General features: G+C 71.4%; 19 protein-coding genes. 10 read left to right on the top strand and 9 right to left on the bottom strand.

Annotated features, from left to right (window positions below):
• Nucleotides 1-38: 38 nt before the first annotated feature.
• Together AB0I52_RS23495 and AB0I52_RS23490 are read right to left on the bottom strand one after the other, a co-directional pair.
• A complete protein-coding gene (locus AB0I52_RS23495) occupies nt 39-1,457 on the bottom strand; it encodes a HEAT repeat domain-containing protein (RefSeq protein ID WP_363075576.1) in 1,419 nt (472 codons plus the stop codon).
• A gap of 295 nt (nt 1,458-1,752) precedes the next feature.
• Nucleotides 1,753-2,145 carry an ankyrin repeat domain-containing protein gene (locus tag AB0I52_RS23490; RefSeq protein ID WP_363075574.1) on the bottom strand — a complete coding sequence of 131 codons (393 nt, stop codon included), beginning with the start codon at nt 2,143-2,145 and terminating at the stop codon, nt 1,753-1,755.
• 313 nt (nt 2,146-2,458) lie between these two features.
• Here AB0I52_RS23490 and AB0I52_RS23485 point away from each other — a divergent pair, with 313 nt between their 5' ends.
• Together AB0I52_RS23485 and AB0I52_RS23480 are read left to right on the top strand one after the other, a co-directional pair.
• Nucleotides 2,459-2,653, top strand: a complete 195-nt coding sequence (locus tag AB0I52_RS23485) for a hypothetical protein (RefSeq protein ID WP_018103962.1) — start codon at nt 2,459-2,461, stop codon at nt 2,651-2,653.
• A gap of 38 nt (nt 2,654-2,691) precedes the next feature.
• A complete protein-coding gene (locus AB0I52_RS23480; RefSeq protein ID WP_363075572.1) occupies nt 2,692-4,284 on the top strand; it encodes an ATP-binding protein in 1,593 nt (530 codons plus the stop codon).
• Nucleotides 4,285-4,359: 75 nt separating this feature from the next.
• Here AB0I52_RS23480 and AB0I52_RS23475 read toward each other — a convergent pair whose 3' ends face one another.
• Nucleotides 4,360-5,859 carry a PLP-dependent aminotransferase family protein gene (locus AB0I52_RS23475; RefSeq protein ID WP_363075570.1) on the bottom strand — a complete coding sequence of 500 codons (1,500 nt, stop codon included), beginning with the start codon at nt 5,857-5,859 and terminating at the stop codon, nt 4,360-4,362.
• Between the two features lie 102 nt (nt 5,860-5,961).
• Between AB0I52_RS23475 and AB0I52_RS23470 the strand changes: the two genes are divergently transcribed.
• The 4 genes from AB0I52_RS23470 (at nt 5,962) to AB0I52_RS23455 (ending at nt 9,454) form a co-directional block, all read left to right on the top strand.
• Entirely contained in the window at nt 5,962-6,624 is a 663-nt protein-coding gene (locus tag AB0I52_RS23470; protein WP_363075568.1) for a hypothetical protein, read from the top strand.
• A complete protein-coding gene (locus AB0I52_RS23465; RefSeq protein WP_363075566.1) occupies nt 6,621-7,385 on the top strand; it encodes a glycerophosphodiester phosphodiesterase in 765 nt (254 codons plus the stop codon). Before AB0I52_RS23470 ends, AB0I52_RS23465 begins: the two co-directional genes overlap by 4 nt.
• A gap of 45 nt (nt 7,386-7,430) precedes the next feature.
• On the top strand, nt 7,431-8,804 hold the full coding sequence (locus AB0I52_RS23460; protein WP_363075564.1) for an MFS transporter: 1,374 nt from the start codon (nt 7,431-7,433) through the stop codon (nt 8,802-8,804).
• A 275-nt stretch (nt 8,805-9,079) separates the two neighbouring features.
• Entirely contained in the window at nt 9,080-9,454 is a 375-nt protein-coding gene (locus tag AB0I52_RS23455) for an RNA polymerase-binding protein RbpA (RefSeq protein ID WP_250970851.1), read from the top strand.
• 154 nt (nt 9,455-9,608) lie between these two features.
• On the opposite strand, the gene fxsA is transcribed toward AB0I52_RS23455, so the two are convergent.
• From fxsA to AB0I52_RS23435, 4 genes are all read right to left on the bottom strand, one after another.
• Nucleotides 9,609-10,184: an FxsA family membrane protein gene (fxsA, locus tag AB0I52_RS23450; RefSeq protein ID WP_363075562.1), complete on the bottom strand. Its 576-nt coding sequence runs from the start codon at nt 10,182-10,184 to the stop codon at nt 9,609-9,611.
• A 66-nt stretch (nt 10,185-10,250) separates the two neighbouring features.
• On the bottom strand, nt 10,251-11,018 hold the full coding sequence (locus AB0I52_RS23445) for a polyprenol monophosphomannose synthase (RefSeq protein ID WP_363075560.1): 768 nt from the start codon (nt 11,016-11,018) through the stop codon (nt 10,251-10,253).
• A 528-nt stretch (nt 11,019-11,546) separates the two neighbouring features.
• Nucleotides 11,547-13,187, bottom strand: a complete 1,641-nt coding sequence (locus AB0I52_RS23440) for an amidohydrolase (protein ID WP_363075558.1) — start codon at nt 13,185-13,187, stop codon at nt 11,547-11,549.
• Between the two features lie 45 nt (nt 13,188-13,232).
• Nucleotides 13,233-13,673 carry an Lrp/AsnC family transcriptional regulator gene (locus tag AB0I52_RS23435; RefSeq protein WP_362965609.1) on the bottom strand — a complete coding sequence of 147 codons (441 nt, stop codon included), beginning with the start codon at nt 13,671-13,673 and terminating at the stop codon, nt 13,233-13,235.
• Between the two features lie 204 nt (nt 13,674-13,877).
• Here AB0I52_RS23435 and AB0I52_RS23430 point away from each other — a divergent pair, with 204 nt between their 5' ends.
• Nucleotides 13,878-14,279, top strand: coding sequence for a hypothetical protein (locus AB0I52_RS23430; RefSeq protein WP_363075555.1), 402 nt, complete (start codon nt 13,878-13,880; stop codon nt 14,277-14,279).
• A gap of 455 nt (nt 14,280-14,734) precedes the next feature.
• Here AB0I52_RS23430 and AB0I52_RS23425 read toward each other — a convergent pair whose 3' ends face one another.
• Entirely contained in the window at nt 14,735-15,907 is a 1,173-nt protein-coding gene (locus AB0I52_RS23425; RefSeq protein WP_363075553.1) for an acyl-CoA dehydrogenase family protein, read from the bottom strand.
• A gap of 392 nt (nt 15,908-16,299) precedes the next feature.
• On the opposite strand from AB0I52_RS23425, the gene AB0I52_RS23420 reads away from it, so the two are divergent.
• Nucleotides 16,300-17,571, top strand: coding sequence for a glycoside hydrolase family 18 protein (locus tag AB0I52_RS23420; protein ID WP_363075551.1), 1,272 nt, complete (start codon nt 16,300-16,302; stop codon nt 17,569-17,571).
• Between the two features lie 72 nt (nt 17,572-17,643).
• Here AB0I52_RS23420 and AB0I52_RS23415 read toward each other — a convergent pair whose 3' ends face one another.
• Entirely contained in the window at nt 17,644-17,796 is a 153-nt protein-coding gene (locus AB0I52_RS23415; protein ID WP_363075549.1) for an SCO1431 family membrane protein, read from the bottom strand.
• Nucleotides 17,797-18,180: 384 nt separating this feature from the next.
• Here AB0I52_RS23415 and AB0I52_RS23410 point away from each other — a divergent pair, with 384 nt between their 5' ends.
• Both AB0I52_RS23410 and AB0I52_RS23405 read left to right on the top strand, forming a co-directional pair.
• Nucleotides 18,181-19,170 carry an alpha/beta hydrolase-fold protein gene (locus tag AB0I52_RS23410; protein ID WP_363075547.1) on the top strand — a complete coding sequence of 330 codons (990 nt, stop codon included), beginning with the start codon at nt 18,181-18,183 and terminating at the stop codon, nt 19,168-19,170.
• A 14-nt stretch (nt 19,171-19,184) separates the two neighbouring features.
• Nucleotides 19,185-19,851, top strand: a 667-nt coding sequence (locus AB0I52_RS23405; RefSeq protein WP_363075545.1) for a peptidoglycan DD-metalloendopeptidase family protein, incomplete at its 3' end; no start/stop codon positions are given.

Genomic DNA, 19,851 nt, shown 5'->3' with positions numbered 1-19,851 from the left:
GCCCCCCGACGCGCAACGCCCCTGCTGTTCGTACCCGGTCAGACGGCGGGTGCGTCCGGACCGATCCTGCTGCGTACGGCTGTCTGCACCTCGGCCTCCTCGGCCGGGTCGGCGGCCAGCCGGCGCAGCCGCTCGGCCACCCTGATGTCTCCGGTCTCCGCGTGGCGAGCGGCGACTTCGCGGGTCGTCTCCTCGCAGTCCCACAGGCACTCGACGGCGAAGCCGGTGGCGAAGGAGGGGTCGGTGGCGGCCAGTGCGCGGGCGGCTCTGCCCCGCAGGTGGGAGGAGGACGTCTCCCGGTAGACGTGGCGCAGGACGGGAGCGGCGCAGGCGATGCCCAGCCGTCCGGTGCCGTCGACCAGTGTCCACAGGCGGGGGGCGTCGGGCCCGTCGCCGCGTACGGCTTCGCGCAGGGCGCCGAGGACCAGCGAGGCGTCCTGTGCGCCGCCGCGGCCGGCCAGTACACCCGCCGCCGAGGCGCCGAGCGCGTCGGGCCGCCGGGCCCAGCGCCGGGCCCGGTCGACGGCGGCTTCACCGCACATCCGCTCGAAGGCGGCGACGGCCGCGTCGGCGACGGTGCGCGAGGAGCTGACCGCCGCGGCCTCGATCAGGTCGAGCACGACGGGGTCCTGGGCCTCGGTCAGGTAGTGCAGGGCGGCGCACCGGGCGCCCTCGGGGCCGCTGCGGGCGGCCTCGACGATCACGGGCCGGTCCTCAGGTCCCGCGACGGCGGAGAGACAGCGGGCGGCCGGTACATGGAGGTCACTGCCGCGGTCGAGCCCTTGCTGAGCCCAGTCGAAGACGGCCTGGACGCTCCAGCCGGGGCGAGGTCCTCCGGGCCGCATCTGGCGCTGCCAGCGGTCGAACGAGCCCTGTTCGGAGGCGGCCCTCACCCGGGCGCCGACCGCTTCGCGCGGATCGTCGGCCCAGAGCCGCCAGGGCCGGGGTTCGAAGGCGTCGCGCACGGCGGTGGCCAGTTCGGCGGAGCCCTCGGCGTCCGTGCCGAAGCGGGCGAGCACGGGCACGGCGAGGGACCGGAGGCCGGCGTCGTCGTCGCGCAGGGCCAGCTCGTCCAGGGCCCAGGCCCAGTTGGAGCCGGTCGCGGCGTAGCGCCGCAACAGGGCGAGGGCGTCGTCGCGTCCGTACGAGGCGAGGTGGCCGAGCACGGCGAGGGCCAGGCCGGTCCGTGACTCGTCGGTGTCGAGGTGGTCGTCGGGATCACCGAGGTGTCGTTCGATCTCCTCGATGCCGCCGTCGAGGTCGAGGTAGAGGCGCGCGTAGTAGAGGGAGCGGTTCTCCACCTGCCAGTCGTGACGCGGATCGCTCAGGACGCAGTGGTTGAGAGCCGCCAGGGCCTCGGGGCGCGGTGCGGCGAGCGCGTGGAGCGTGCCGTCGCCGCGGCCCCTCTGCAGCAGGCCGAGCAGAGTGCCGCTCGGCGCTATGAACGGATCAAACATGGGAAAAGCCTCACATCAAGCTGTCGACGCAACCGGGGACTGTGCAGTGCCGCGTGCCGGACAGGCACTGGGCCGTGTCGGCGAAGTCCCGTCCGGCACGCGCCACGCCCTCCGGGCGTACGACGGGACTTCGCGGACACGACCTAGACCGCGCAGCGACATGATCGGCCGACCGCCGTCTTCTGCCTGGTGCAGACCATCTTCCTCTGCCTCTCGTCGGTGGCCCGAACCGGGCCCGCGACGTCATGATGACCCACCCATTTCGCCACCGCGACCACATTTACGGCGGACCCGGTCAGCGGGAACCGAAGAGTTCCAGCAGGTCGACCTTGCCGAACATGCGTGCGGTGTCCAGGGCGGAGGGTGTTCCGGCCGCCGGATCGGCCCCTGCGGCGAGCAGGGCCGCGATCACCGCGTCCTCGCCCTTGAAGACGGCTCCGGCGAGCGGCGTCTGCCCCCGGTCATTGGCCCGGTCCGGGTCCGCGCCGCGACCGACCAGTGCCGTGACCGCGGGCGCGTGCCCGTGATAGGCGGCGAGCATCAGCAGCGAGTCGCCCCGGTCGTTGGTGAGGTTCGCGGGAACACCGGCGTCGACGTAGGCCGCGAGCGCGTCGGTGTCGCCGCGGCGCGCCAGGTCGAAGACCTTGGTCGCCAGCTCCACCACCTCGGGATCAGGGGTTTCGCTCATCGGGGGACCGCCCTTCCATTAACCGAATTCTCCGCCGCCGGCCTGCCGGAGCATGCACCCTGAGGCCGTATGAGTGAATCGACAGGGTACTGCCCGGACGCACACATACCCCGGCCCGCCCATGGCAAAAGATCACGTCGAGTGACGGCGGAGCGATACGCGACACCGCGAACCCCTCCGGCCCGCACTCCGCTGTCCGCCAGTCCAGTGAAAAACCTGCTTTTTCACCCACTTGCACCTTTTATCCTATAGATACTTCCGGTGACCCTGGAAGGACTCATGGTGACTGTCCCCCCAACCAGGAGAACCACTCATGATCCTTTCCATGTCAGGCGTCGTCATCCTCGGCATCATCGTCTTCCTGTTCTTCAGGAAGGACGGCCTCAAGGCCTCGCACGCCCTCGTCACCGCCCTGTTCGGCTTCTATCTGGCCGGCACCGCCATCGCACCGAGCATCACCGCGGGCGGTGCGAGCCTCGCCGGTCTCTTGGGCGGGATCAAGTTCTGACGTACCGCTCCCGCTCCCACCCCCATCAGGAGACAGACGTGGCCCGGCGACCACTCCCCCGCATTCTGAGCAGCGGCAGCGCTTCGATCACTCGCAGTCGCGAGTTCGCGCGCACGGCCGCCGACAGCGCCACCGATGTGCTCCATCCGCTGATTATGATCACCCGTGGTCTGCGGCTGCTGGCGGGTGCAGGGCGGCAGAAGTGGGCCGCGACGCCCAAGGACCGGCGTGGTCCCACGCTGTTCCTCGTCGCGGCCTGCGTACTCGTGGTCGCGCTCGTCCCCTACGGGTCGTTCATGGCCCTGGTCGCGGTGATGGCCGCAGCCGCGTGGAAGGGACGGGCACGCACTCCCGTCAGAACCGGCCCGGACGAGGCGGAGACCGGGCGCCTGCAGGCTCTGTACGAGGCGCTCGTGCCGTACTTCTCCACGCCCGACGACCCCAGTCCGCTGTTCGCCCACGGCGGCGACTGGGACCAGGTCTTCAACGACTACGAGTTCGACGGCGACGGCCGGGTCTCCCGGCTCCGGGTGAGGTACCCCGCGTACTTCACCGACAGCGAGGCCGCCTCCCGTGCCCGGATCGAACAGCTGCTGCACGCCAAGTCGGGCCGCGGCCGGGAGTACCGGTTCAGCTGGGACGAGGAGGGCAACCAGCTCGTCATGAGCGTGCTCGACGCCCTGCCCACCTCGATCGCCGCCCAGCGCTTCGTCATCGCCCCCGGCGAGACCGTCCTCGGCTTCACGGACGACGACGCGGTGCAGCGCACCGTCCCGGTGAGCGACGGGGACGAGACCCGGGACGCACCAGGAGTCGTCTGGCGGACCGGCGCACGCACCACGGAGCCGCATCTGCTGATCGCCGGACAGCCAGGCAGCGGCACCACCACCCTGATGCGCTCCATCGCCCTCCAGGCCCTCCAGCAGGGCGACATCCTGATCATCGAGGGCAGCGGCATCGGCGAGTACGCCTGCTTCAACGGCCGCGAGGGCGTGCTCGCCGTGGAGTGCGGGGCGGCCGGGGCGCTGGCCACCCTGGAATGGGCGGCGCACGAGACGGAGCGCCGGCTGATCGAGGCCGGCCGGGCCCGGCAGTCCGGCCATGCCGCCCCCGAGGACACCAGGCGCCCGCTCTGGATCCTGCTGGACCGGCCCAGCGTGCTCGGCCACCTGGCCGCCGCCGACGGCGGGCCCGACCCGCAGGAGCTGCTCCACGTCCCGCTGCGGCACGGCAGGGCCGCCAACGTCACCGTGGTGATGACCGAGCAGTTCGACAGCCTGGACGGCCTGAACGACACCGTGCGGACCCACACCCGGGCCCGGGTGGTGCTCGGCCACTGCTCCCCCGCACAGATCGAGTCCGTCCTGGGGCTCGAGCCGCACACCACCCCGACCCCGGACGTCCCGCCCGGCCGCGGGTACGCACGGCTCGGCGCCGGTCCGGTGCTGCGCATCCAGGTGCCGGCCACGCCCGATCCGTACGACGACGCGACGAGCGAGGCGCAGCGGCAGACGGTGCTCGGCCTGCTGCCCGAACGGCGGACGGCGATCGAGGCGAGCGCGCCCGACCCCGCGACGGCAAAGACCGCGACCGCTCCCGTCGCCATGGAGTCCGTGGCCGTCAGCGACTGACGGATGTGGAAGCGAGGGAGGGCCCGCGGATCAGGTGATCCACGGGCCCTCCCGCACTTCCGCCCTGGTGACCGCTCAGGCGACGAACGTCCGGGGCGCCTCCGCGCCCGCGCCCGCCCCCGAGCTGACCAGCTGAGCGGCGGCAGCGAGCCGCAGGGCCGCCTCGTCCGCCACCGGCCCGCCGACCGTGAACGGCAGCCGGACGTATCCCTCGAAGGCGCCGTCGACACCGAACCGGGGCCCGGACGGCACCCGCACCCCGACCCGCTCCCCGGCCACCGCGAGCCGCGAGCCGGAGAGGCCGCCGGTGCGCACCCAGAGCGTGAGACCGCCGCGCGGCACGGTGAACTCCCAGTCCGGCAGCTCCCGCCGCACGGCCGTGACCAGCGCGTCCCGGTTGCCACGCGCCTGCTCCCGGCGGATCTGCACGGCCTCTTCCCAGCCGCCGGTGCGCATCAGCCAGTTGACGGCCAGCTGTTCCAGGACCGGGGTGCCCATGTCGGCGTAGGCGCGGGCGGCCACCAGGCTGCGGATGACGTCCGGCGCGGCGCGCACCCAGCCGATCCGCATGCCGGCCCAGAACGCCTTGCTGGCCGACCCGACGGTGAGCACGGTGCTGCCCGCCGGGTCGAAGGCGCAGACCCGGCGCGGCATCCGCACGTCGTCGTCCAGGTGCAGTTCGTGCATCGTCTCGTCGACGACCAGGACCGTACCGGCCGAGCGGGCGGCGTCCACCAGCGCACGGCGCCGGTCCTCGTCGGCGAGGGCGCCGGTGGGGTTGTGGAAGTCCGCGACGACGTACGCGAGCCGCGGGGCCGCGTCCCGCAGCACCTGGCGCCACCGGTTCATGTCCCAGCCGCCGAGCCCCTCCTCCATGGCCACCGGCACCAGACGGGCGCCCGCCTCCCGCATCAGCTGGAGGATGTTGGCGTAGCTCGGGGACTCCACCGCGATCCGCTCGCCGCGGCCCGCGAACAGGTGGCAGATGGCGTCGATCGCGCCCATCGCACCGGTGGTGACCATGATCTGCTCCGGCATCGTCGGGATGCCGGCGGCGGTGTACCGGTCGGCGATCATCTGCCGCAGCGCGGGCAGCCCCGCCGGGTAGTCGCCGTGGGTGTGCGCGTACGGGGCCAGCTCCTCCAGGGCGCCCTGGACGGCCCGGGTCAGCCATGGTTCGGGGGCGGGCAGCGAGGCACAGCCCAGATCGATCATCGATCCGAGTGCCTCGGGGGGCAGGGGCTCCAGGCCGCGGGCGGGCAGCGGGTTGCCCGCGGGCACCGCCGTCCAGCTGCCGGCCCCGCGCCGGGACTCCAGGAAGCCCTCGGCCCGCAGCGCCTCGTAGGCCGCGGCGACCGTCGTACGGCTGACGGCCAGGGCGAGCGCCAGTTCCCGTTCCGCGGGAAGCCGGGCGGCGACCGGGACCCGGCCCTCCAGGACGAGCAGCCGGATACCGTCGGCGAGCGCGCGGTAGGCCGGCGGCTTGCGGTTGCCGGGGCCCGTCGGCCTGGGCTGCTGGGCGTGGAGCTGCCGGGCGAGCTGTGCCGCACCGACCGCCGAAGTCCACTGCGCCATGAGAATCAGTCCACCTTCCTCGGATTGGCCATGGTTGGCAGTCAATCCCCTGCCACAGAGTGACACGCAGCAGTCCACTACCACCACACCAGGGGGCACCACTTGTCCACCACCGACGCCCCGCGCGGAACGCACCTCACCCGACGGCTGATCCAGCTGTACACAGGCCTGGCGCTGTACGGAGCGAGTTCGGCGCTGCTGGTCGTCGCCGGACTCGGCCTGGAGCCGTGGGGGGTGCTCCACCAGGGGCTCGCCGAGCGCACCGGGATCACCATCGGCGTCGTCTCGATCATCATCGGCGCGATCGTGCTGCTGCTGTGGATTCCGCTCCGGCAGCGGCCGGGACTGGGCACCGTCTCCAATGTCTTCGCGGTGGGGATCGCGATGGACGGCACGCTGGCGCTGGTCCCCGATGTGCACGGGCTCGCCGCGCGCGCCGGGGTGATGGTGGCGGGCATCGTGCTGAACGGTGTCGCGACGGGGCTGTACATCGCGGCCCGGTTCGGCCCCGGGCCGCGCGACGGGCTCATGACCGGGCTGCACCGGCGCACCGGCCGCTCCATCCGGCTCGTCCGCACGGCGATCGAGGTGGCGGTCGTGGTGACCGGATTCCTGCTCGGCGGTTCCCTCGGCGTCGGCACGGTCCTCTACGCCCTGGCGATCGGCCCGCTCGCCCAGTTCTTCCTGCGCCTCTTCGCGATCTCGGACAACGGCGGCACCACGGCCACCGCCCCGACACCCGGGCAGGCCATACTGCCGCAGTGACTTCCGTACGCCACCCCTATCTGGACCACCCCGCCCCGCTCGCGTTCGCCCACCGGGGCGGGTCGGCGGACGGGATCGAGAACACGGCGGCCGCGTTCCGCCGGGCCGCCGACGCCGGGTACCGCTACTTCGAGACCGATGTGCACGCCTCGGCGGACGGCCGGCTGGTCGCCTTCCACGACGCCACGCTGGACCGGGTGACGGACGCCCGGGGCCGGCTGTCGGAGCTGCCGTGGAGCGCGATACGGCAGGCCCGGGTGGCGGGCCGCGAACCGCTGCCGTTGTTCGAGGAGCTGCTTGAGGCGTTCCCGGAGGCCCGCTGGAACGTGGACATCAAGGCCGGGCCGGCCCTCGAGCCGCTGGTGGACCTGATCCGCCGGACGGACGCCTGGGACCGGGTGTGCGTCGGCTCGTTCTCCGAGGCCAGGGTCGCCAGGGCGCACCGGCTGGCGGGCCCGCGGCTGGCCACCTCCTACGGAGTCCGCGGTGTCCTGGGCCTGCGGCTGCGCTCGTACGGCATCCCGGCGGCGCTGCGCGCCGGCGCCGTGTGCGCGCAGGTGCCGGAGAGCCAGGGCGGCGTCCGGGTCGTGGACCGGCGCTTCGTGCGGGAGGCGCACGCGCGGGGGCTCCAGGTGCATGTCTGGACGGTGAACGAACCAGAGCGGATGGCAGCGCTCCTGGACCTCGGTGTGGATGGCATCATGACCGATCACATCGAGACGCTGCGTACGGTGCTGAGCGAGCGGGGGGCCTGGGCCTGACGCCGGCCCGGTGACGTCTCCACGGGGAGAGACGAGGGGTGTGCGATGAGCGCCGAGACCGCGGATGCCGCCGAACCCGCCCAGGGCACGCCCGCGGCGGCCGATCCCGGCGAGCGCCGGCGCGAGCAGCGCGGCTGGTACTTCTACGACTTCGCCTGCTCCGTCTACTCGACGAGCGTCGTCACCGTGTTCCTGGGGCCGTATCTGACCTCGGTCGCGAAGGCTGCCGCCGACGCCGACGGCTACGTCCGTCCGCTCGGCATCCCGATCCGTGCCGGGTCGCTGTTCGCCTACACGATCTCGGCCTCCCTCGTCGTCGCGGTGATCCTGATGCCGATCGTGGGCGCGGCCGCCGACCGTACGGGCCGCAAGAAGCCCCTGCTGGCGGCGGCCGCGTACGTGGGTGCCACCGCGACGGCCGCGATGTTCTTCCTGGACGGCACCCGCTATCTGCTCGGCGCGTTCCTGCTCATCGTGGCGAATGCCGCGATATCCGTGTCGATGGTCCTCTACAACGCCTACCTGCCGCAGATCGCGGAACCCGACGAACGCGACGCGGTCTCCTCGCGCGGCTGGGCCTTCGGCTACACCTCGGGGGCGCTGGTCCTCGTCCTCAACCTGATCCTCTACACGGGTCACGACTCCTTCGGGCTCTCCGAGTCGGACGCCGTCCGGATCTGTCTCGCGTCGGCCGGCGTCTGGTGGGGCGCGTTCACCGTCGTACCGCTGCGCCGGCTGCGTGACCGGCGGGTGGCGCCGGGCGGCCGCGGAGCGGTCGGGTCCGGGTGGCGGCAGCTGATGGCGACCCTGCGCGACATGCGCCGCCATCCGCTCACCCTCTCCTTCCTGCTCGCCTACCTCGTCTACAACGACGGCGTGCAGACGGTGATCTCGCAGGCCTCGGTGTACGGCTCCGAGGAGCTGGGCCTCGACCAGACGACGCTGATCACAGCCGTCCTGCTGGTCCAGATACTCGCGGTGGCCGGAGCGCTGGGGATGGGCCGGCTGGCCCGGGTGTACGGCGCGAAGCACACGATCCTCGCGTCCCTGGTCGTCTGGACGGCGATTCTCGTCGCCGGATACTTCCTGCCCGCCGACGCGCCGGTGTTCTTCTACGCGCTGGCCGCGGCGATCGGCCTGGTCCTCGGCGGCAGCCAGGCCCTGTCACGCTCGCTCTACTCGCATCTGGTGCCGCGCGGCAAGGAGGCGGAGTACTTCTCGGCGTACGAGATGAGCGACCGCGGGCTGAGCTGGCTGGGGCCCCTGGTGTTCGGGCTCGCGTACCAGCTGACCGGCAGTTATCGGGATGCGATCATCTCGTTGGTGATCTTCTTCGTGGCCGGTTCCGTGCTGCTCGCGAGGGTGCCGGTACGGCAGGCCGTGGCGGCGGCCGGGAATCCCGTTCCCGAACGGATTTAGACGTTGAAGTAAAAGGCCGGTAGTGTACGCCTTTGGCCTGCCCGGAGGACCGTTACTGCCAGTGGAAGAATCCAAACCGTTGGGTGACAACTTCTGCCAGATGTGACAAACCGGGCGTTGGCGGGTACTTGAACCCTGGCAAACCTGAATACTCAGCGGCACGACGGGCGACGCATGACCGGCAACGGGAATCTTTGCCGCCGACCGGACGTTGAGCCGGATGACGACGACAGCGACACCTGTCCTGTGGGCGACAAGCCCGGGAGGCACGATTCATGAGTGAGCGAGCTCTCCGCGGCACGCGACTTGTGGTTACCAGCTACGAGACGGACCGCGGCATCGATCTGGCCCCGCGCCAGGCGGTGGAGTACGCATGCCAGAACGGACATCGATTTGAGATGCCGTTCTCGGTAGAGGCGGATATTCCGCCGGAGTGGGAGTGCAAGGCGTGTGGCGCCCAGGCACTCCTGGTGGACGGGGATGGCCCCGAGGAGAAGAAGGGCAAGCCTGCGCGTACGCACTGGGACATGCTCATGGAGCGGCGCACACGCGAGGAGCTGGAGGAGGTGCTGGCCGAGAGGCTGGCGGTTCTGCGCTCCGGAGCCATGAATATTGCCGTGCATCCGCGGGACAGCAGGAAGTCTGCCTGACCGTGTAGCACAGCACTGAGACAGAGCCGCGGGCCGCGACACATCACGTGTCGCGGCCCGCGGCTCTGTTCTGTCCGTGGGCGGGGCACCGGCAGGAACGCCCTCAATCGCCGGAGGGGCTTGATCCGGACGGGCTTGATTCTGCCGCTTGCGGTTACGGCGCCAGGGGTGGGCGGGGGTTCTCGTCGGGGTGGGAGGGGTCGTCGCGGATGACCTCGCCCTGGACGACCTTTCCGTCGGGCCTGTGCATCCGGGCCTGCTGAAAGGCGTCCGAGAGGCCACCGGGGGCCGCAGCGCGCATCCGGCGCTCCAGCGACCGCTCCGCGTACCTGCTGAGCCCCGACCGGACCGGCGGCACCAGGAGCAGCAGTCCGGCGACGTCCGAGATCATCCCCGGAATCATGATCAGCAGCCCGCCGAGCATGAGGAAGCCGTTGCCCCTGCTGCTCGGCGGAGCGGGTGAGGAGCCATCGGCGCCCGGCTGGCCCGGCACCTGCTGGAGCGTCTCGGTGAGGTTGCGGAAGGCGCGGCGGCCGGCCGACTTCATCACCACGGCTCCGAGCACAACGCCCGCGGCCAGGAGCAGCAGGACGGTGAACCCGCCCGCCACGTCCGCCACCACGATGAGCAGCCAGATCTCCAGCACCGCCCAGGCGGCGATGGCGAGAGGTACGAAGGTCCGGGCGCGCGAGCGCCGACGGGCGGTCGGGGGCGGTGTGCCGGTCGTCATGCCCCCAGTGTGCCTGGCCACGGGTCCGAGCGCCGTAAGGGGGTGCCGATCATCGCCCCGGAGTCGTCAGGGCGTCCGGCGTCCGAGCACCCGGTTCGTACGGGTGGTGACACCCCAGGCGGTGACCCGCCAGAGCGCCTCGACGAGGATGTCCCGGCTCATCTTGGAGTCACCGATCTCGCGGTCCACGAAGGTGATCGGGACCTCGACGACGTGGTAGCCGGCCTCGATCGCGCGGCGTGCCAGGTCCACCTGGAAGCAGTAGCCCTGCGAGGCGACCTCGTCGAGGCCGATCCCCTTCAGGGTCTCCGTGCGGAACGCCCGGTATCCGCCGGTGACGTCCCTGGTGCGGAGCCCGAGCATCAGCCGCGAGTAGGTGCTGCCCCCGCGGGAGATCATCTCGCGGGACTTGGGCCAGTTGACCACGCGCCCGCCCGGGACCCAGCGCGAGCCGAGCACCAGGTCGGCGCCCTTGAGGGCGGTGAGCAGCCGGGGCAGTTCCTCGGGCTGGTGGGAGCCGTCCGCGTCCATCTCCACGAGCACGCCGTAGTCGTGTTCCATCCCCCAGCGGAAGCCGGCGAGATAGGCCGCGCCGAGCCCTTCCTTGCCCTGGCGGTGCAGCACATGGACCCGGTCGTCGCCGGCGGCCAGCTCGTCGGCCAGCTTGCCGGTGCCGTCGGGACTGTTGTCGTCGGCGACCAGGATGTCGGCCTCCGGTACGGCGGCGCGCACCCGGCTGACGATCGGCTTGATGTTCTCGGCCTCGTTGTAGGTCGGAATGATCACCAAGGTTCTGCCGAGCGGGCCGTATCGCCTCTGACCGCCGTCGTTCACTTACTGCCCCTTAAGTCCGTACGCAGGTGCACACCATATCCAGCGTGACGGGGCCACAGACCGACCTGGTCGAGGCGGCCCGGAGCGCGGCGGCGGACAGAAGAGCGGAAGTACGGACAGAACTGCGGATCGGGGCCCGGCGTCCTTCGGGCCGACCTGGGACCCGCCGGCTGCGGGTCGGCCCAGAGCCGTTGTCTACTGAACGTCCGGGCCCCACCCGGGTCGCACCCTCCGTCCGGCTGAAACCTTCCCTCGCCCCCGAGGCGCGGGCGCTGAACCTGGCTGTCAGCGGTGGTGCGCCGGTGCGGCACACCACCCCATGACTCAGCGGCGTTCGACGACTGCGTGGAGGTTTAACCGGTCGGACGTCCTGTGGTGGACTCGGCCGAACCTACCGGCCGGTGGGCGCATTCTGTCAATAGTTGCCTGACCTGCATCGTTTACCGAACTTGCCTGGTCAGTACCGGAGATCCCCAGGTCGCGGGAGAACCGGGGCACCTTCGGTCGGCGGTACGAAATGTCCGCACGTCACTCGTTCGGCCGTACGTAGACAGTTTGTCCGAAGACGACCGTGCGCAGGCAGACCGGGAGTTCGGCCCCCGGACTGAGGTCCGGCAGTCCGGGCGTCCCCGACCTGGGATCCGTCGACCAGCGGGCGACCCGGTCGTCCGGGGCCTGGACCACCAGTTCCTCGGTGCGCCAGACCGCGTAGTCGGCCGGGGCGCCCGGCACCAGGGTGCCCGCGTCGTCGCGGCCGACGGCCCGCCAGCCGCCCCTGGTATGGGCGGTGAAGCCGGCCCGCACGGAGATCCGGTGCTCGGGCGTCCGGTGGAACGCGGCGGCCCGCACGGTCCCCCACGGGTCCAGCGGGGTCACCGGGCTGTCGGAGCCGAAGGCGAGGGGCACACCGGCCCGCAGGAGGGCCGCGTACGGGTTCAGGGTCCTCGCCCGCCCAGCACCCAGCCGTCGGACGTACATGCCCTCCTCACCGCCCCAGGCGGCATCGAAGGCGGGCTGGACGGAGGCGGTGAGCCCCAGGTCCGCGAAAGCGGCGACGGTCTCGGGGGTGAGCATCTCGGCGTGCTCGACCCGGTGCCTCGCGGCCCGGACCCGGCCCAGGCCCACCTTCTCGGCGGCCGCCCCGATGCCATCGACGACGGCGCGGAGCGCGGCGTCGCCGATGGCGTGGAAGCCCGCCTGCAACCCGGCCTCGGTGCAGGCCGCGACATGGGCCGCGATCTGCCCGGCGTCCAGATGGGCGGCGCCGGTCAGCGGGGCGTCGGCGTACGGCTCGTGGAGGCAGGCGGTGTGCGAGCCGAGCGAGCCGTCGACGAAGAGGTCCCCGGCCGCGCCCACCGCGCCGAGCTCCCGGATGCGCCGGGCGTCCTTCCCGTCGGCGACCTGTTCGGCCCAGTAGCCGAAGACCCGCGGTCCGTGCTGCCCCGCGGCGAGCTTCAGCAGGGCGGTGAAGTCCTCCTCGTCGGAGATGTCGGGGCCGCCGCACTCGTGGACCGTGCCGATGCCCAGGGCCGCGGCTCTGCGCAGCGCGGCACGCTGGGCGTCGGCGCGCTGCCCCGGCGAGACTGCGCCGTGGGCGGCCGCGCGCACCGCGTGGTGGGCGGCGGCGGTCAGCGGCTCCTGCGGGTGGTAGCCGGTCATCGAGGCGATCCGGGGGACCAGGTCCAGCAACGCGGTACTGGCGACCGCCGAGTGCACGTCGATCCGGGGCAGGTAGACCGCCCGGCCGCCGGCCGCCGCGTCGAGTTCGGCGCGTGAGGGCGGCCGCTGCTCGGGCCAGCGCGTGGCGTCCCAGCCGTGCCCCAGGACCACCCGGTCGGCGGGGTGCGCCGCCACGTACGTCCGCACCAGAGCGAGGGCCTCGTCCAGGGTGCGGGCACCGGAGAGGTCGAGGCCGGTGAGGGCCAGTCCGGTCGACGTGGTGTGGACGTGGGCGTCGGTGAACGCGGGGGTGACCAGCGCCCCTTCGAGGTCGATCACCTCGTCGACGCCGTCCGCGAAGGCGTCGGCGGCCCCCTCGGAGCCCACCCAGGCGACATGGCCCCGTTCGACCACCATGGCGGTGGCAAAGGGGTCGGCGGGGCTGTGGACGTCTCCACCGCGCAGCAGCACGGTGCGGTGTTCGCTCTGGGGGGCGGTGCTCTCGGTCATGGGACCAGTCTCCCGCCTGCCGGGTCCCGCCCCGTGCGCGACCCCTCAGATCTGCGGCGGCCGCGCCTCGTACGGCGTGGACAGGACGACCGTGGTGCGGGTGGAGACACCGGCGAGCGTGCGGATCCGCGTCAGCAGGTGCTCGAGCTCCAGCGGAGTCGCGACCCGTACCTTCAGAATGTAATTCTCGTCACCCGCGACGCTGTGGCACGCCTCCAGCTCCGGGACACCGGCGAGCCGCTCGGCGATGTCGTCCGGGGCGCTCGGGTCGAAGGGCTTGACCGAGATGAACGCGGTCAGCGGCAGGCCGACGGCTTCGGGGTCGACGACCGCGGCATAGCCCCGGATCACCCCGCGCTGCTCCAGCCTGCGGACCCGCTGATGAACGGCCGAGGTGGACAGGCCAGTGGCCTTGCCCAGGTCGGTGTAGCTCATCCGGCCGTCCTTGACGAGCAACTCCACGATTTGACGGTCCAGCTCCTCCATATGGATCAATCTATGGCCCCGGGCGCCTCCAGGCACAGCCGCGGGAGCTGCTGAAGGGGCACCCGAGACGGTCATGTGATGAATGCCACAGGTTTACGGGTCGGTAGCCGGGCGCCTCGCGGTTACGGCCGATCCACGACGGGAAGTGCTTGTTTTGGCCGAGGCCGCGGCGCCTTGTCGGCCCACCCGAGGGGGGAATTTCCCATGCAGAGCCTGAAGCTCACCGGACGTACCGAACCGGAACCCGTTGATCCTTTCGAGGACACCGATCCCGACGTGTACGACACACTTGAGATGTACCGGGTCACCTGCCCGGACTGCGCGCAGCCGATCGCTCTCCTGGCGGACGAGGACGCGCTGCCGGAGCACGCCCTGTGCCCGACTCCGTGGAACCCGTTCGTCCTGACGGTGTGCGCCGGGACCGGCCGCCCGGCGTCGAAGTCGCGGCCCGCCGATGAGTCGCCCGACGTCCAGGAGCAGGAGACGGCCCTGCTGTTGACGCTCCCTCAGGGGCTCGACTGGAGGATGCAGCCCTTCTCGCACGCCGGGGGCGACGGCTCGCACCCGCTCCGGGTGGCGCACCAGCTACGGCGCGACGCCGCCTGAGCCCGCCTCCCGCCCCTGCGGTGCCGCGAGCCTCCTGACGGGAGGACCGCGCTGCACCACGACGGCCCGACCGGCGTGGTGCGGGCAGCGAACGGTTCTCCGGCGCGCCGGAGAACCTGGCGAACGGGCGCCCGAATCGGCCGGGCAGTGACCCGGCCCCGCCCCGCGGCGTTGGCCTGGCATGACCCTGCCGCACTCCACGACCGGCCCCGGTCGCCGCCGTCTCGCCGTTCCGGCCTCCGAAGAATCGGTTCCGCAGCCCGGATCGTCACCGGCGCCGCAGTCCGAGCCGCCCCGCCCGGCGCCGCGCCCGGTGCCCCACTCGACCGATCCGCCCATCTACCGGGCGATGCTCCGGCACTGGGAGGGCACCGGCAGGACCCTGCCGGGCCGCCATGACCAGGAGTGGAACCGGATCATGACGATGCCCGTGTGGTCGGACCGGCCGCTGCGGGTCAGTGCGTCTCAGGACCCGCGAGATGGCGGGCGATGACCATGCGCTGGATCTGATTGGTGCCTTCGACGATCTGCAGCACCTTCGCCTCGCGCATGAGCCGTTCGACGGGGAAGTCCAGCGTGTAGCCGTATCCGCCGAGCACCTGGACGGCGTCGATGGTGACCCGCATCGCGGCATCCGTGCAGAACAGCTTGGCCATGGCCGCCTGCCGCGAGAACGGGCTGCCCGCGTCACGCAGCCTGGCCGCCTCCAGATAGAGCGCCCGGCCCGCCTCGATCTGGGTGGCCATGTCGGCGAGCATGAACCGCAGCCCCTGGAAGTCCGCGATGGGGCGGCCGAACTGCTTGCGTCCGGTGGCGTAGGCGACGGCCTCGTCCAGCGCCGCCTGGGCCACACCGATGGCGCAGGCGGCGATACCCAGCCGGCCGGAGTCGAGCGCGGACAGCGCGATGGCGAAGCCCTGCCCCTCCTCGCCGATCCGGCGCGCGTCCGGGACCCGTACGCCGTCGAAATGGAGCTGGGCGGTGGGCGAGCCCTTCATCCCCATCTTCTTCTCGGGGAGGGCGGCGCTCAGCCCCGCCGCGTCCCCGGGGACGAGGAAGGCGGTGATTCCGCGGGCACCGTCGACGCCCGTACGGGCGAGCACGGTGTAGAAGTCGGCGATACCGCCGTGGGTGATCCACGCCTTGGTGCCGGTGATGACCCACTCCTCCCCGTCCCGTACGGCCTTCGTCCGCAGCGAGGCGGCGTCGGAGCCCGAGGCGGGCTCCGAGAGGCAGTAGGCGCCCAGCAGGCCGCCCCCGAGCATCGACGGAAGGTGTTCGGCCTGCTGCTCCTTGGTGCCGTAGCCGGCGACCGCGTGGCAGGCGAGGGAGTGGACGCTCACGCCGAGCCCGACGGTGAGGCGGGCGGCCGCGAGCTCTTCGAGGACCTGGAGGTACACCTCGTACGGCTGGTCGCCACCGCCGTGGGCGGAGTCGTACGGCAGCCCGAGCAGGCCGGACTCGGAGAGCAGTGTGAAGACTTCGCGCGGGAACCGGCCGGCGTCCTCCTCCTCGGCCGCCCGCGGCGCGATCTCCCGCTGGGCGATGTCTCGGACGAGCGCGATGAGCTGCCTGGACTCCTCGGTGGGCAGACGGCGTTCCACTGATTGCGGGGCACGGTCGGACATGACGGCGCTCTCCTCCCTGTCGGGCGTTGCGGCGGTCGCGCGCGCGGGGTGTGAGCGGCGCCGCCGGGGGATCTCCGGGCGGGGCCCGAAAAGACTGCGGCCCAGCCGATGTTGCCCTCCCGGATCACGAGAGGTGCCGGTCAGAGGCTGTGGCGGCTTGAGTATGCCCGATCGGACGGTATCCGTCACTGGGTGACAGAACTCTTCGGCCACGGCAGACGGCAGGCGGCGGCCATCAGGCATCCATCACCGGAATTGGTCCGAACCATTGACCCAACTGGTCTAGTCCATCTACGGTTCCCTGCGAACCAGCTTTCCGCGTTCATGCCAATTCTGCGAGCGTCGAACGCCGGTCATCCACCGGCAAGTCCCCTCCCCCACGAGGAGCAACGATGATCGGACCGCATCGCCCGGGAGCTCGTCTCCGGGCGTTCGCCGCTGCCGCCTGTACCGCCGCCCTGAGCGCCGCCCTGCTGGGTGTCGCGGGCACTGGATCCGCCGGCGCGGCCCCCGCCGACCTGAAGGCCGCCTCCGCGGCAGCGCCCGCCGCCCCCACAGCGGCCGGCAGCAAGGTGGTCGGCTACTTCACCGACTGGGGTGTCTACCAGCGCAATTACCACGTCAAGAACATCGAGACGTCGGGCTCGGCCGACAAGCTCACGCACATCAACTACGCCTTCGGCAACGTCCAGGGCGGCAAGTGCACGGTCGGCGACTCCTACGCCGACTACGAGAAGGCGTACACGGCCGACCAGTCCGTCGACGGGGTGGCCGACACCTGGGACCAGGAGCTGCGCGGCAGCTTCAACCAGCTCCGCAAGCTGAAGAAGCTGCACCCCGACCTCAAGATCCTCTGGTCGTTCGGCGGCTGGACCTGGTCCGGCGGCTTCGGTGAGGCCGCGCAGAACCCGGCGGCGTTCGCGGACTCCTGCTACAGCCTGGTGGAGGACCCCCGTTGGGCCGATGTCTTCGACGGCATCGACATCGACTGGGAGTACCCCAACGACTGCGGTCTGACCTGTGACACCAGCGGCCGTGACGCCTACGGCAACCTGCTGTCCGCCCTGCGCTCCAAGTTCGGCGCGAACAACCTGGTCACCTCGGCGATCAGCGCGGACGGCTCCGACGGCGGCAAGCTCGACGCCGTCGACTACGGCGGCGCAGCGCAGTACGTCGACTGGTACAACCCGATGACGTACGACTTCTTCGGCGCCTGGGACGCCCAGGGCCCGACGGCGCCGCACTCCCCGCTGAACTCCTACCCGGGCATTCCCAAGGAGGGCTTCAACAGCGACGCGGCCATTTCCAAGCTGAAGGCCGAGGGCGTTCCCGCGTCGAAGCTGCTGCTCGGCATCGGCTTCTACGGCCGCGGCTGGAGCGGCGTCACCCAGGACGAGCCGGGCGGCACGGCGACCGGCGCGGCCCCGGGGACGTACGAGGCGGGCATCGAGGACTACAAGGTCCTCAAGAACAGCTGCCCCACCACCGGCACGGTCGCGGGTACCGCGTACGCGCACTGCGGCACCACCTGGTGGAGCTACGACACCCCGGCCACCATCGGCACCAAGATGGACTACAAGAACCAGCAGGGCCTGGGCGGCACCTTCCTCTGGGAGCTCAGCGGTGACACCACCGACGGCGAGCTGATCAAGGCGATCAACTGACGTCGCCGCGGCGGGCATGACGGGGGCGGGGAGCCGGGCGGACTCCCCGCCCCCGTCGCGTCCCCCGTCAGGTCACATGAGACCGATCTGCGTGACGAACATGGCGATGACGACGACGAGTGTCCAGCCCAGGATGTTCTCCAGCAGCCCGGAGCGGTCCCCGGGCCCGCCCGTCCGCGTGCGCCGGCGGGCAGGGGTGGTGGTTGCGGCGGCAGTCGCGGTCATGGCATCTCGTTCGGTCGGCCGGCAGTCGGTATCCCCCGAGGACCCGACCACAGTGCCAGCAGGACGGGCCCCCGGGGTAGAGACCCGCGTCACTGCTCCGGAGGAGCCGCACCGCGTCAGCGGACCCCGCCGGCGGCCGGAGCCCGGCGCTGGGCGGGTGTCGGGGGCGCAGCGAAGCGCAGGTAGCTGACGCCGCCTGTGTCCGAGGCCACACCGGCGCTCGCGCAGTAGCGCTCGGAGCCGACTCCACGCCTACCGTGAGCGACGGCGGCTGTCAGTCCGTAAGATTCCGGGTTCTTCGACCGTGGGCCCCTCGCTACCCTCCGAACCACCCGTCACAGGGCCCCTCTTCACCCTCATCGTACTTCCGACCAGGAGGTCACCTTGACCGCGCAGCACCCCACCCGCAGAAACCTCCTCAAGTCCGCCGGCGGACTCACTGCCGCGATGGCGCTGGGTGCCGGAGGGATGCTCTCGGCGGCGTCGCCGGCCGCGGCGGCCGGCGACGGTTTCGGACTGCGCATCGTGGACCACAACGAGAGCGACTACCGGATGTGGTACTACCGGTTCGCGACGGACGCGATCGGCTGGAATCCCGGTGTCAACGTGCTGCTGCCCGACGACTACCACACCAGCGGCCGCCGCTATCCCGTTCTCTACCTGTTGCACGGCGGCGGTCTCGACCAGGACTTCATTACGTTCGACCGACACCGCATCCGCGAGATGACCGCGGGCAGGCGGCTCATCGTGGTCATGCCTGATGGCGGCCACACGGGCTGGTACTCCAACCCCGTCAGCTCGAACGTCGGCCCGCGGAACTGGGAAACCTTCCACATGTCCCAGCTGATCCCGTGGATCGATGCGAACTTCCGTACCTACGCCGAGTACAACGGCCGTGCCGTGTCAGGGTTCTCCATGGGCGGCTTCGGCGCGCTGAAGTACGCCGCCAAGTACTACGGCCACTTCGCCTCGGTCAGCGCCCACTCGGGCCCGGCCAGCCTCCGCCGGGAAGGCGGCATCGTGGCCCACTGGGCCAACCTCTCCTCTGCGGCCGTGGACCTGGGCGGCGGCACGATCTACGGCGTGCCGCTGTGGGACGAGGCCCGGGTGAACGCCGACAACCCGGTGCAACGCATCGAGAGCTACCGGAACAAGCGGATCTTCCTGGTGGCCGGCACCAGTCCCGACCCGATCAACTGGGCCGACGTGGCCAACGAGGGTCATGTGCTGCGCGGCCAGCAGGAGTTCAAGAGCCTGCTGCGCAACTCGGGGATCCCCTTCGAAGATCGGGAAGTGGCAGGAGGCCACTTCATCCGGCCCGAATTGCTGCAGAACGACATCGACGGCGTCGTCGCCCACCTTCGCAAGGCGTAACGGGAGGAACTGACATGCTGTTCAGCCGTTCCCGGCTACTCTCCGGACGCGCACTGCGCGTCCTGCTCGCCGCGACCGCGGCCCTGGTACCCGCACTGGTGCTGACATCGTCGACGGCAGCCCACGCCGTCGACTTCGCGGCGTGCCCGGCTACCGGCATCGTGTCCCAGCACTACGGCGACGACCACAACGGCGTCGACATCGCCAACGACTACGGAACGCCGATCTACGCCGTGGGTGATGGCGAGGTGATCGATTCCGGTAGCGCGAGCGGCTACGGTCAGTGGATCCGCATCCAGCACGCCGACGGCCGAATCTCCGAATACGGGCACATGTACCAGCGAGACGTGTTTGCCGGCGAACACGTCACGGCCGGTCAGCGGATCGCTCTGATGGGCTCCGAAGGCAACTCGACCGGTCCCCACCTGCATCTGCGGATCTGGGGGGACCCGTCCGCCTCATACGGTATCGACCCCGAGCCCTACCTCGCCGGGCGCGGCGTGGTGCTGCCCTGCACCCCTGGCAGCGGTCCGCGTCCCACGCCTTTGGTGTATCCGGCGGAGTCCGGCCGGGTGGTGTCGGCGCGGTCGGCCGACGGGCGGCTGGAGGCGTTCGCGGCAGGTGCCGACGGCGTGTATCACGCGTGGCAGCTCCAGGCGAACGGTGACTGGTCGGCATGGG

The sequence above is a fragment of the Streptomyces sp. NPDC050423 genome, assembly GCF_040655445.1.
GTDB lineage: Bacteria > Actinomycetota > Actinomycetes > Streptomycetales > Streptomycetaceae > Streptomyces.
The sequence above is the reverse complement of the archived record's forward strand: the minus strand, read 5'-3'. Positions and strand labels throughout refer to the sequence as shown.

Excerpts from the sequence above, each read along its gene's own strand:
- AB0I52_RS23495 (WP_363075576.1), bottom strand. The coding sequence starts at position 1,457 with ATGTTTGATCCGTTCATAGCGCCGAGCGGCACTCTGCTCGGCCTGCTG.
- AB0I52_RS23490 (WP_363075574.1), bottom strand. The coding sequence starts at position 2,145 with ATGAGCGAAACCCCTGATCCCGAGGTGGTGGAGCTGGCGACCAAGGTC.
- AB0I52_RS23485 (WP_018103962.1), top strand. The coding sequence starts at position 2,459 with ATGATCCTTTCCATGTCAGGCGTCGTCATCCTCGGCATCATCGTCTTC.
- AB0I52_RS23475 (WP_363075570.1), bottom strand. The coding sequence starts at position 5,859 with ATGGCGCAGTGGACTTCGGCGGTCGGTGCGGCACAGCTCGCCCGGCAG.
- AB0I52_RS23460 (WP_363075564.1), top strand. The coding sequence starts at position 7,431 with ATGAGCGCCGAGACCGCGGATGCCGCCGAACCCGCCCAGGGCACGCCC.
- AB0I52_RS23455 (WP_250970851.1), top strand. The coding sequence starts at position 9,080 with ATGAGTGAGCGAGCTCTCCGCGGCACGCGACTTGTGGTTACCAGCTAC.
- fxsA (WP_363075562.1), bottom strand. The coding sequence starts at position 10,184 with ATGACGACCGGCACACCGCCCCCGACCGCCCGTCGGCGCTCGCGCGCC.
- AB0I52_RS23440 (WP_363075558.1), bottom strand. The coding sequence starts at position 13,187 with ATGACCGAGAGCACCGCCCCCCAGAGCGAACACCGCACCGTGCTGCTG.
- AB0I52_RS23435 (WP_362965609.1), bottom strand. The coding sequence starts at position 13,673 with ATGGAGGAGCTGGACCGTCAAATCGTGGAGTTGCTCGTCAAGGACGGC.
- AB0I52_RS23430 (WP_363075555.1), top strand. The coding sequence starts at position 13,878 with ATGCAGAGCCTGAAGCTCACCGGACGTACCGAACCGGAACCCGTTGAT.
- AB0I52_RS23425 (WP_363075553.1), bottom strand. The coding sequence starts at position 15,907 with ATGTCCGACCGTGCCCCGCAATCAGTGGAACGCCGTCTGCCCACCGAG.
- AB0I52_RS23420 (WP_363075551.1), top strand. The coding sequence starts at position 16,300 with ATGATCGGACCGCATCGCCCGGGAGCTCGTCTCCGGGCGTTCGCCGCT.
- AB0I52_RS23415 (WP_363075549.1), bottom strand. The coding sequence starts at position 17,796 with ATGACCGCGACTGCCGCCGCAACCACCACCCCTGCCCGCCGGCGCACG.